The following is an 11832-nucleotide window of genomic DNA, read 5'->3' as shown; positions in this document are numbered from 1 at the left end:
AAGCTTACAAGCTTTTGGTATATATGATAAATGATTGTGATATATCAATTTATCATTTTTAGTATTGCCATATACGCGGCGTTTAAGGACATAAAAAAAGATGTTTAGGGACATTACTGAAAGTGAGGAATCTCATCTGTGACAGAGAAAAATCAACAGCAGGCATTTCATAAATTGGGCGATGCCTCCTTTTATATGGCAGACTACCATTTTAATGAAACGAATGAAAAATGCGGAACTATTCATACCTACTATCCTCCGGCAAAGGCAGGACACGGTATCATGTATCAGGTGCAGCCGGCTGAGGGCATCTTTCTTTCCGTCAGCGACTGGACTCCCTATCACGATATGGAACGCCGATACCAAATCGAACATAAAATGATAAAAATGTATTATTTGGAATCAGGGGAAGTAAGGCTCATTCAAAATGGCAAGCGCACTGCAGTAATTCAAGAAGGAATAAATCTGTATCTAAATCGCCCTTCCAAAGGACGGGTTCTCTATCGGGCAGGTATTCCCATTCGCTATATATCGGTACTCCTTCTTGAAGATTACTTTCTTCCTTTCCTGCAAAGCCGATATGCGTCTGACGGCTTACAGTATGCAGCCTTGTTTTCTTGGTGCGAATGTAATTATAACACACCGGAAATCGGCAGTATTTTTCTTCAGATTAAGCACAAGATTCTTTCAGGAGAAACATCAAGCCTCTACTATGAAAGTAAGGTGGGGGAACTGCTCTCTGTTGCTGCAGGAAATGTTCAGCGGCACAGAAAGCAAGTAGATGTTTCTTTAAACCCAACGAAGGCTTGTCTTTCTCCCATTGAACGCAAAGCATTGGAGCGAGTCAGACTTGCTATTGAACGCTCCATTCTAAACCCGCCATGCTCGGAAGAATTATGCAGTATAGCAGCTATGGGGCATACAAAATTCCGCCGGACATTTCGGCTCCTTTACGGTCTTTCGCCCCGTGAGTATATTTTAAAAGCACGGATGCAACATGCGTGTTTGTTACTATCTAAACCGGCATTGTCAATCGGGAGCATTGCTGCACATCTCGGCTATGCGAATGCCGGTAAATTTTCTTGTGCATTCCGAAAACTGTATCATCAATCGCCGGCGGAATACCGGGCATCTGTCCACAAGGAGCATTGACCGGGCTGATAGGTTTTGGGTAAGTATTAGACCTCTTCGATATGTGTGTTGTCGAACATCTCGAGGATTTTTCTAAATCCCATGCACTTTCTATACATTTTTTCCAACTCTTGTTAGAATACACCGTATGCGTCTATTCTTTTCATATTTTAAACCTCATTGGAAACTCTTTACTGCCGATCTGTGCTGTGCAGCTTTTATTGCAGCGGTAGATATTATCTTCCCCATGGCAAGTAGATACAGCATACAGCATTTTTTACCCAAGGCTGACTATGCTGCCTTTTATACATTTATTGTAATAATGATAGGATTATATCTTATCCGCAGTGCTGCTCAGTATTTTGTAACGTATTTCGGGCATCTTTTCGGCGTTAAAGTTGAAGCGGATATGCGGCGGGATCTTTTTCGCCATATAGAAAAACAGTCGTTTCATTTTTTTGATACCAATAGAACCGGACAGCTGATGTCCCGCATCACCACAGATTTGTTCGAAATTACCGAGTTATCGCATCACGGACCGGAAGACCTCTTTATTTCAGTATTAACGCTGATCGGCTCGCTGGCACTTATGGCTTCTATCAGATGGGAGCTCGCACTGCTTTTGACGCTCTTTATACCCATCGCATTTTTTCACACTGTCCGCTGCCGTGTACATATTATGAAAGCGTCCCGCCGCGTAAAAGAAGAAACTGCTGCAATCAATACCGCTATTGAACCCGCTCTTTCCGGAATACGTGTAACACAAATATTTACCAATGAAGGCTATGAACAAGAACGGTTTGAAAAAAACAATCAGGCATTTTATACGGCAAAAAAACGTTTTTATTGGAATATGGCATTTTTCTTTAGCCGTTTAGAGTTTCTTATTTCAATGTTACATTTGGTGATTATTGCCGCAGGCGGTTTTTTTATTATGCAGCAGACGATGACGCTTACCGACATTATTACCGTAACGCTTTTTGCCGGTGCATTTTTACAGCCTATCCGCCGGCTTACGGCTTTTATTGAACTATACGCCAATGGTATGGCGGGTTTTAAACGTTTTAAAGAACTCATGGAAACAGATGATAGTATTAGAGACCATGATAATGCGGTAGAAATTACTTCAGCACATGGAAATATCCGCTATAATGATGTTTCGTTTTCGTATCAAGATGGGGTTACGGTATTACAAAATATCGAGCTGGATATACAGGCAGGGCAAACCATTGCCTTTGTAGGACCGTCCGGCGGAGGAAAAAGTAGTTTATGTAATTTACTGCCCCGTTTTTATGAACCATCCGCAGGAAGTATTACCCTCGATGGGCGGAATATACAGGATATTACCGTGCACAGTTTACGGCGGCAAATCGGTATTGTGCAACAGGAGGTTTTCTTATTTGCCGATACCATTAAGGAAAATATTGCTTATGGAAACAGTGCCGCTTCTGAACAGGATATAGTACATGCAGCAAAACGGGCTGAAATTCATGAAGATATTATGCAGATGCCGGACGGGTATAATACGCTTGTCGGAGAGCGGGGGGTACAGCTTTCCGGCGGGCAAAAACAGCGGGTTGCGATTGCACGAACCTTTTTAAAAAATCCCCCGATTTTAATACTGGATGAAGCAACTTCAGCTCTTGATACCGCAACGGAAATAAAAATTCAAAAATCATTTGAAGAACTCGCACAGGGCCGTACAACACTGATTATAGCCCACCGCCTCTCAACAATCCGCAGTGCAGACCGTATTGTAGTAGTTGATGATGAAGGCATTTGCGAGCAAGGAACACATGCAGAGCTATTGGCAAAAGGCGGTGTCTATGCCGCCCTCTATAACGCACAAACCAACATGAGCTAAAAGACAGAGAAATGATGGAGCTTTAGCAAAAGTGTGTGAAAAATTGTCTATAGATATTTGTAACTAGAAAAAACATCCAACATCCACAACATTTAGAACCTCTTGTTTCACAATTTTCCGCATTAAAATCAAGATACAACACCGGCTTAAAAATTTTTATCCCCCCTATCATCGCATGATAGACTGACTATGCTATTAGTATAGTCATTGGGACAATTAGTGAAAATCTAGTGTATGTTCAATTTTAATTCAGGAGAAACACCGATGGAAAAAGTTATTTGGTGCGGCAAACAGTGGCTTAATAATTGCGGCCCTCATTATATAGAACCTGTTTTTGGGGTCAAACGGTTCGAAAGAGCGGAAAAAAATACGAATTGGTTTCAAAAACAACATGATAAAAAAACATTCACGGACTTCTTGAAAGACGCTATCGAAAAAAATAATTTAGAACAGAGGAGAGAATCAGCAGGCAACTAAAATGCCCTGCTATTGGTATTAAGTATGGTTGGTATATTTTGGCTCCTTCCCGATTTATCTGATTTATTTTATGTCGATAAAACAGACATTGCATTTGCACAAAAATATGGTGAATGGCTACTATCTCAAGAAGACCATAGTAATGTATGGGAGAAATTAAAACAAAATGGTTATTTGCACTATTTACCGAAAAGGTACAGAGATGAGTATTGGAAATTACCAAGAGGCAGAGTCTCATATAATATATTACTTGGTAAATATTATGTATATCATGGCGATTGGTTTTTAATAAAACATGCCAAAATTATTGAGAAAAAATTTGAGCTTCCCGTCAATAATATCGTTTATGAAAAAGATGAACACTATTCAAATACTATCAGTTGTTAAAAAAATTTTCACCTCTATCACCGCCTGATAGACTAACTATGCTATTAGTATAGTCGTTGGGACAATTACTGAAGGGAAAGCGGGGGAACTATGCAGACAGATATAATAAGATTTATCGATGATGAAAGTAAGCCGGAATGTATGGCTGTAGCCGGATATCTTTATAATCTATGTTCGAATAGCAAACATCTGGATAAGTATAAATCATTACTGATGTTATTACAGGCACTTATTGTGCGTCTAAAAAAAGAAACACAAGCTGAAACAATTGTGCAAGCATTTATTCAAAAAGGAATAAAGGAAAAACAGCTAACGGTATTTACGCCGGGAAAGAATTACAATCATCCGTTTGAATACGGGAGTAAATTGGATGTAAATTTTAAAGAAGATACGAAAATCGCTGCTGCCATCGATAATTTTACGACCGATTCCATTTTTACGATAAATCTTTGCCGTTGTGTTTTTATGCAGAAAGAAAACCTTGCTAAAATTATCGCGCTTATTTTCTTTTCCACCAAGATAAATAACAATGATACGTATATCATTCCTCAGAAAATAAATGTTTCAGCACGGATAACCAAGATACTTAATGATATAACTCCTGTTGAATTTCTATTTGATACCTTACATCTTTCACACCAAGAAGCGGTATTACTTACGGCAGCATATAGAACACAGACAATCTATGAACTCTATAATTTTTATGGAGATGTATTATTCCAAGATACAGAAAATAAAATAACGCTATATGCAAAATGTATTAATACGTCTTTACAAGCAATAAGAAGCTTATTTGAGAATGATAAAAAGCTTATTTCATTCGGGTTAATGCAAGATAGCGGGTATATCGAAGACGAAAGTATTTATTGTATTTACAATAAAAATTTTGATGCGTTTTTTTCCGGAACATTAAAAGAAGAAAAAACAAACGCTGCCTTTAATCTCAATAGCTACTCTATAAAAAAAGGGTACTCAAACTTAGCAGTACAATTTCTAAAAAGTAACTTTCCGTCAAATATTTTACTCTATGGAAGTCCCGGATCCGGTAAAACAGAATTTGCACGATATATTGCAAATTCTTTGGCTAAAGAGCTTATTTTAAAAAAAGCCTCTGATATATTAGGAAAATATGTCGGCGAAAGTGAACAGAATATTAAAGAGGCTTTTGAAGAAGCGGAAAGACAGGATGCGATACTATTATTTGATGAGGCTGATTCATTTTTTACCAACCGTTTCAATGCAGAAAATACTTGGGAGCGGACAATGGTCAATGAATTTTTAATGCAGATAGAAGCCTTTAACGGTTTATTGATTTGCACTACCAATATGCGCAGCATCATGGATCCTGCATTGCAGCGCCGCTTTCATATTATGGTTAAGTTTCAAGCCCTCTCTGCAAACGGAATAAAAACTTTGTTGATGAAATATTTTCGTAATGTGTCATTTAATGCTGATCAAATAGAAAAGCTCAACCAATGGCAAACCGTTACTCCGGGGGATTTTAACGCACTTTATGGAAAAGCACGGTTTATGCCGCAAGAAAAAATAACTTCTGAATATATTATTACTGAATTAGCACAGATGCAGCAAGAAAAAAACGGCGTACAAAAAATGATCGGATTTAGTATCAATGCATAACTGATAGGTAATGTATAGAACATAACCGGAGGACAATATGGAACAAAGATCTGCATTACAACTTACCGCTGAAGAAAAAGCCAATGTACAATTGTTGAGAATAACGGATGGGATACTCATCGGAGTAACAAATAGAGACGACCTCACCGGAAGTCTTATATTGCCGGACACTATTACCGAAATCGGGAGAAAAGCATTAAGCGGCTGTACGGGTTTAACAAGCATTACCATACCGGACAGCGTTACTCAAATCGGGTACGGCGCTTTTTTCCGCTGCATGAACCTCACAAGTATTACCATTCATTCCAATAATCCAGCCTATTGCAGTCAAGAAAATATACTTTATACAAAAGATATGAAAACACTTTTACGGGCTGTTGCAACAGGATGTGTGGTCATACCTTATGGTGTAGCTGAAATCAGCTATGGGGCTTTTTCCCGATGTAGAGGCGTAACGAGTATTACCATACCGGATAGCGTTATTAAAATCGCTATGGGAGCTTTTTGCTATTGCAGCAGTTTAACACATATTATTATACCAAGCAGTGTTACTGATATCGGTATGGGACCTTTTGGTTATTGCACAAACTTAATGGATATTACCGTCGATAAAGCGAATTCGGTCTATCGTAGTAAAGATAATGTACTCTATACAAAAGATATGAAGACCCTTATACAAGCAACTCCCGTAAAGACTTTCATAATACCGGAGCACGTTACCGCAATAGGCGGTTATTGTCTTGCCGGTTGTACTGATGTAACCACTGTTATCATACCGGATGGGGTTACCGAAATTGGAGAAGGTGCATTTGACAGTTGTGAAAGGTTAGACAATATAATCATAAAATCCGAGTGTTTAACGCAAATCGGATACGATGCTTTTTCGCATATTAAACCCGATGCACGGTTTACCGTAAAAAATGAATCGATAAAAGCGCTGTTACAAACTTGCGGCAGCGATCTACAGAACGGACAAATTACCGTTAATCCGAATTTATAGGATAATGAAAATATGGAACAGATATCTGCATTACGGCTTACTGCTGAAGAAGAATCAAATGTACAGTTGCTGGAAATCACAGACGGGATAGTTATCGGCGTAACAAATAGCGCCTACCTTACTGGAAGTCTTATATTACCGGATACAATTACAGAAATTGCTCATCACGCCTTTGAAAGCTGCAGCGGTCTCACACGTATTGTTATACCTGATAACGTTACTAAAATCGGTGACTGGCTTTTCCGCGATTGTACCGATTTAAAAGAGGTTATTATTGGAAGTGGTATTTCAAAAATCGGTATCGGTGTTTTCTTTAATTGCACTCATTTAAGCACTATCACCATACCGCAGGGCATTACCGAAATCGGAAACCTCGCGTTTAAGAGTTGCAGCAGTTTAAAAACTATCAAAATTCCGAGCAGCGTTCGTAAGATTGGCGAGTGGGCATTTGTCTGTTGTACCGGTTTAACGGAATTGAATATCGAAAAAGGCGTTACCTCAATTGAATATAGAAGCTTTGTTTGCTGCACCGGTTTAACAAGTATTACTATACCGGACAGCGTTACTCAAATCGGTGAGGAAGCTTTTGGTGCGTGCAGCCGCTTAGGAGTTATCAGAATTCCCGACAGCGTTACCGAAATCGGAAATAATGCCTTTTGTAATATTCAAAGCAACGCACAGTTTATCGTTGCAAGCAATGCAGTAAAAAAACTACTAAAGCATTCTGACAGTTCTATACAAGATGAACACATTGTCGTAAATCGATTGAGCAGCGAGGTACTCACCCCTCCGCACGAATAAAATCAAGGAAAACAAGCTATGACTGAAATCCCGCCATGTGGCAATATCGAACAATATCAGTTGTTAAAAAGATTTTTTTACCTCTATCATCGCCTGATAGACTAACTATGCTATTAGTATAGTCGTTGGGACAATCATTGAAGGGAAAGCGCAGATTGAGAGCAATAGATACTATTTCAGCACTTGTGAATCAAAAAAATATTTTCATACTTGACTTTTGGAGGGGGGGGGGGGGGGGTTAGTTATGGAAGAGATTTCATTGAATTGGAGCGATGTTAACAAAATGACGGCTCATGTAAATTCAGCACATGCTGTTTGTACAGGAACAACAAATAGGTTACACGTATTCAATTCAAAAAATAAATGCCAAAAGGAGATTATTATGGCACAGAAATTTTATTGTAAATGGTGTGGTACAAACTATTCAAGCGTTTCAAGTTTAACTTCCGGTCATTGTTCTCGTAATCCGGAAGGAAAATACCACGAGCTGTATGAGGGGGCTGAAAAAAGTCAGTATACCTGTAAGTTTTGTGGAACGAAATATTCTTCATTATTCAGTTTGACAAGCGGCAGCTGTAGCAAGAGCCCGTATAAGAAACACCATCCCGCGTTATAAAAGGGAAATTGAACAGTTGGTAATAAAAAATTCGCCAACTGTTCATATATTTTGAAAATAATAGGAGTTCTGTATGAAAAAAATTATCGGTATTTTTTATTTTTGTATCACTGTAGTCTTAACACTCTACAGCCAAGATTTATTTCCGTATCAAGATGAATGGAAAAAAGATACGTATGGCTATATTGATCGTAACGGAAAAATTATCATAAAAGCTCAATATAAAACAGTCATGCCATTTATTAATGGCGTGGCAATAGCAGAAGATTTTAAGGAAAATAAGTTTTATATAACGCCGGACGGAAAAAAAATAGATATAGATACTACAGGCATGAGAGGTCCGATAACAATATTGACACCTTTCTCTTCAGAAGTTGGTTTAATAACAACATGGTATGCGGAAAAATATTTTGTAAATAAAAAAGGAAAAGTTGTTTCACCAAGATATTATAGAGCTTACCCATTTTCAGAAGATATTGCAATTGTGTATGCAGATGATAAAACCATAGCAGTAAATAAAGAATTTAAAGAACTATTTGAAGTTTATGTAGATGTACGTAACGTACCTGAAACGTATGGTTTCAGTGAGGGGCTTATTGCTGTTCAGAATGCAAAAGAAGAATGGGGATTCATGGATAATCAGGGAAAGATTGCAATAAAGCCAAAATTCAAATGTCATCATCACTCAAAGTTGCCTAGTCCGTTTATCGGTGGATATTCATGGATTAGAAAATCATTTAATTCATTTTTTATCATAAACAAAAAGGGCGATGTGGTATATGAATTTAAAATAACCGGAGCTGATTTTCCAGAATCATATTTTTATCTTAGAGATGGTTATCTTATTTACGATGATGAAGAACTGACAATTAGAAATCTTCAAGACAATACGGAGATAACAACTCAAAGAGGTGATTATTTTACTAACAATTTAGGTATTGTAAAATTAGGAAAGAATTTTTTTATGGCGGTAATATTTTTTCTTTTGATGGGAAATTGATTAAAACTATCCCGATAGAAAATCTACAGTTATGGTCGGATAAATATTTATATTCTTCCGAATTTGATATTATCTTTGATGAGAACGGTGAAGTAATCCTAGGGTCAGAAGATAAGAGACAAGAATATTCAAATGTCGTACGAAAATATGAGGAGAAAAACAATGAACAAAAAGATCGATGAACAACTTTTACGGATTAACAATCTTTGCTGGCTGCCGTGGATAGGAAAGAACTATTCCGCAAGTCAGACAAAGCTGATGGTATTGGGAGAAAGCCACTATCTTTGCGCAGGCGACAGTCCTGATGAGTACGGCATCGATTTTACCCGCAGCTTTATCGGTATGCATCAAAACGGCGAGGAAGGAACAAACGTTATCCGCAATTTTGAAAAAACACTGTTGAATAGAGATTATGATGAAGAGCTGAGCAAAGAAGAAATGACGGCAATTTCTGACAGCTTTGTCTACCAAGTCATTATTCAGCGGCTTCTTAACGCAAGCGAAGAACGCCCGACTGCGGATGATTTTAAAAACGGTTGGAAAATCATTTTTGAAACGATGAAAGTCCTTAAACCTAAAATGGTGATTTCATTGGGTGTAGAATCGAGTAATTTTTTAGCACGCTTGGAGTATGATGGACTTGTTGTTAAACAAGAAAAATGGGGAGATGATAAAATAAATCAGGCCTATCCCCGATATTTTAAAATCGAGTTAGACGGTGAATCTATCGACATGATTTTTTTAAGGCACACAAGCGGCACAAGGAGCGGGTATTATCCTCTCGAATGGCATAAATTCTTAAAAAAATACTTTGATGTCTCCCGATATTTGAGTGAATTGAAGTTATAAAAATAACCATAAGGCACCGGAATCTGCAAAAACATTTTACGTTTTTTGCAGATTCCAAAATCTCCCCTTTCCTACTATAATAACACTATGAAAAAGAAACCAAACCGTGCAATTACCCATCAAATGTTGGAACGTCTCACGTATATTCATAACCGGATAAAAGCAGAATGCTTCCCTAAGACATCCGAACTTGCAAAAGAACTGGAGTGCAGTGTCCCGACAATAAGCCGCGATATAACGTTTTTGCGGGATCGGTTTAATGCACCCATCGAATATAATGCGCAAAAGAAAGGATTTTATTACAGCAAAAAATATGAAATGCCGATCCAAAATATTTCGCAAAAAGATGTAACGGCGCTCATTGCTGCAAAAACGCTGCTGCAGCAATATCAGGGAACGCCGATCTACAAAGAACTCGTTGATGCCATTGATGTTATTACGTTTCCGCAAAGGCAAGGAGCGGGAACGTTTATTGACCGTATCGCTGTTCCGCCGATGCCTTATGCCATTATCGATGAAGCGGTATTTACTGCACTCTACCAAGCGATGATTCAAAACCGCACGATCGAATTCGATTACTGCGGCGTGTTGGATAGCGGGAAGGTACATCGGCGTGTCCGTCCGTATCAGCTCCTTTTTGATGACGGGCGATATTTTCTATTCGGCTATGCAGAGGAACGCCAAGCAGAACGGCTTTTTTATATTCCGCGTATTGAAAACCTTTGCATTACCGATGAGCTTTTTACACTGCCAGAAAATTACGACTTTATTTCCCGCTGCGGCGGCGGAAGATTCGGCTCATTTATGGAACCGGAAACGGTTACCTACCGTATTGCATTCTACGGCGAGTCTCGTCTCGCAATAAAAGATTCCGTATGGGCGGACGACCAAAAAATTACCGAATACGATGCAGAAGGGAAAACCGAAATAGTCTTTTCCGCAGCGCAAGGGTACCGGATATTGAAATGGGTATTGTCTCACGGCTCAAACGCACAGCCGCTTGAACCGGAAGATTTTGTGCAAGACTGGCAAGCAGAAATACGAGCTATGTTGAGGCGGATTTCCGGCGTTTAAATCCTTCGACACGGGCGCTTGCAGGGCAATCGAGAGGGCTCCTGTCGCCACGCACCAAATAGCGGTAGCCTACTCCGGCAATCATGGCGGCATTATCCGTGCAGAGCTTGAGCGGTGGGAAGATGCACGTTAAACCTTTTTGTTCGGCAAGTTTTTCACGAAGCAGCGAATTTGCAGCAACGCCGCCGCCTGCGACAATCGTGTGCAGGCCCGTGTCTTCTACCGCCCGCAGCAGGGAACGCAGCAATATTTTAACGGCTCTGGATTGAAAAGCCGCTGCAATATTTTCGGGCGTTTTTTCATATCCGGGATTCCAGAATTGATCGATTTGATTGATGACCGCAGTTTTTAAGCCTGAATAGGACACGTCATACCGGCGGCCGGATTCGTGCAGTATCGGCATCGGGAAGTTTGCAGCCTTGGGATCGCCGTTTTTCGCCAGCCGGTCGATAATTACGCCGCCCGGATAGCCGAAATCGTAGAACTTCGCAACCTTATCGAATGCTTCGCCCGGCGCATCGTCGATAGTACTGCCGAGCACTTCGATTGAATCAAAATCGTATACTTTACAGATAAGCGAATGGCCGCCTGATACCAAAAGACCGAGGTAGGGATAAGGAATGTCCTGCTCAAGATGCGCTGCGTACAGGTGCCCGAGCATGTGGTTTACGGCAATAAACGGTTTATTGCATGCCCATGCGAGGGTTTTCGCAAAGGTCAGCCCCACCAGCAGCGACCCCATCAGCCCCGGCCGATTGGTTACGGCGATACCGTCTATCGATTGCAACGTTTCGCCCGCTTCCTGCAAAGCGGTTTTGACAACCGGTAAGATCCATTCGGTGTGCTTACGGCTCGCAATCTCAGGCACGACACCCTTATATGCTTCGTGAAATGGTATCTGAGTTGCCACTACCGAACTGATGATTTTATGTCCGTCCTCCACGACGGCAGCTGCCGTTTCATCGCAGGAGCTTTCTATTCCAAGTATCTTCATT

General features: G+C 39.8%; 12 protein-coding genes. 11 read left to right on the top strand and 1 reads right to left on the bottom strand.

From position 1 onward, the window contains the following. Nucleotides 1–138 precede the first annotated feature (138 nt). The 11 genes from QI63_RS11125 to QI63_RS11070 all read left to right on the top strand — a co-directional run bounded on the left by QI63_RS11125 (nt 139) and on the right by QI63_RS11070 (nt 10837). Nucleotides 139–1152: a helix-turn-helix transcriptional regulator gene (locus QI63_RS11125; protein ID WP_044016426.1), complete on the top strand. Its 1014-nt coding sequence runs from the start codon at nt 139–141 to the stop codon at nt 1150–1152. 127 nt (nt 1153–1279) lie between these two features. Then, the gene (locus QI63_RS11120) at nt 1280–2995 is read left to right on the top strand and encodes an ABC transporter ATP-binding protein (RefSeq protein ID WP_044016424.1); all 1716 of its coding nucleotides are present in this window, start codon (nt 1280–1282) and stop codon (nt 2993–2995) included. Between the two features lie 264 nt (nt 2996–3259). Further along, the gene (locus QI63_RS11115) at nt 3260–3472 is read left to right on the top strand and encodes a hypothetical protein (RefSeq protein WP_044016422.1); all 213 of its coding nucleotides are present in this window, start codon (nt 3260–3262) and stop codon (nt 3470–3472) included. Between the two features lie 24 nt (nt 3473–3496). Then, complete coding sequence (locus QI63_RS11110) at nt 3497–3859, top strand: hypothetical protein (protein WP_044017359.1); 363 nt, start codon at nt 3497–3499, stop codon at nt 3857–3859. Between the two features lie 90 nt (nt 3860–3949). Next, nucleotides 3950–5497, top strand: a complete 1548-nt coding sequence (locus QI63_RS11105; protein ID WP_044016420.1) for an AAA family ATPase — start codon at nt 3950–3952, stop codon at nt 5495–5497. Nucleotides 5498–5534: 37 nt separating this feature from the next. Continuing rightward, nucleotides 5535–6497 carry a leucine-rich repeat domain-containing protein gene (locus tag QI63_RS11100; protein WP_044016418.1) on the top strand — a complete coding sequence of 321 codons (963 nt, stop codon included), beginning with the start codon at nt 5535–5537 and terminating at the stop codon, nt 6495–6497. Between the two features lie 12 nt (nt 6498–6509). Continuing rightward, nucleotides 6510–7298 (top strand): leucine-rich repeat domain-containing protein, encoded by a 789-nt coding sequence (locus QI63_RS11095; RefSeq protein WP_052185550.1) that lies wholly within the window; start codon nt 6510–6512, stop codon nt 7296–7298. A 382-nt stretch (nt 7299–7680) separates the two neighbouring features. Then, entirely contained in the window at nt 7681–7914 is a 234-nt protein-coding gene (locus tag QI63_RS11090; RefSeq protein ID WP_044017355.1) for a hypothetical protein, read from the top strand. A 73-nt stretch (nt 7915–7987) separates the two neighbouring features. Next, complete coding sequence (locus QI63_RS11085; protein ID WP_044016416.1) at nt 7988–8914, top strand: WG repeat-containing protein; 927 nt, start codon at nt 7988–7990, stop codon at nt 8912–8914. Between the two features lie 162 nt (nt 8915–9076). Next, complete coding sequence (locus QI63_RS11075; protein ID WP_044016411.1) at nt 9077–9763, top strand: hypothetical protein; 687 nt, start codon at nt 9077–9079, stop codon at nt 9761–9763. A gap of 87 nt (nt 9764–9850) precedes the next feature. Next, a complete protein-coding gene (locus QI63_RS11070) occupies nt 9851–10837 on the top strand; it encodes a helix-turn-helix transcriptional regulator (protein WP_044016409.1) in 987 nt (328 codons plus the stop codon). On the opposite strand, the gene tsaD is transcribed toward QI63_RS11070, so the two are convergent. Further along, nucleotides 10809–11831, bottom strand: coding sequence for a tRNA (adenosine(37)-N6)-threonylcarbamoyltransferase complex transferase subunit TsaD (tsaD, locus tag QI63_RS11065; RefSeq protein ID WP_044016407.1), 1023 nt, complete (start codon nt 11829–11831; stop codon nt 10809–10811). The genes QI63_RS11070 and tsaD overlap by 29 nt on opposite strands. Nucleotide 11832 lies beyond the last annotated feature (1 nt).

It is taken from the genome of Treponema sp. OMZ 838 (assembly GCF_000775995.1).
Taxonomy (GTDB): domain Bacteria; phylum Spirochaetota; class Spirochaetia; order Treponematales; family Treponemataceae; genus Treponema.
The sequence above is the reverse complement of the archived record's forward strand: the minus strand, read 5'-3'. Positions and strand labels throughout refer to the sequence as shown.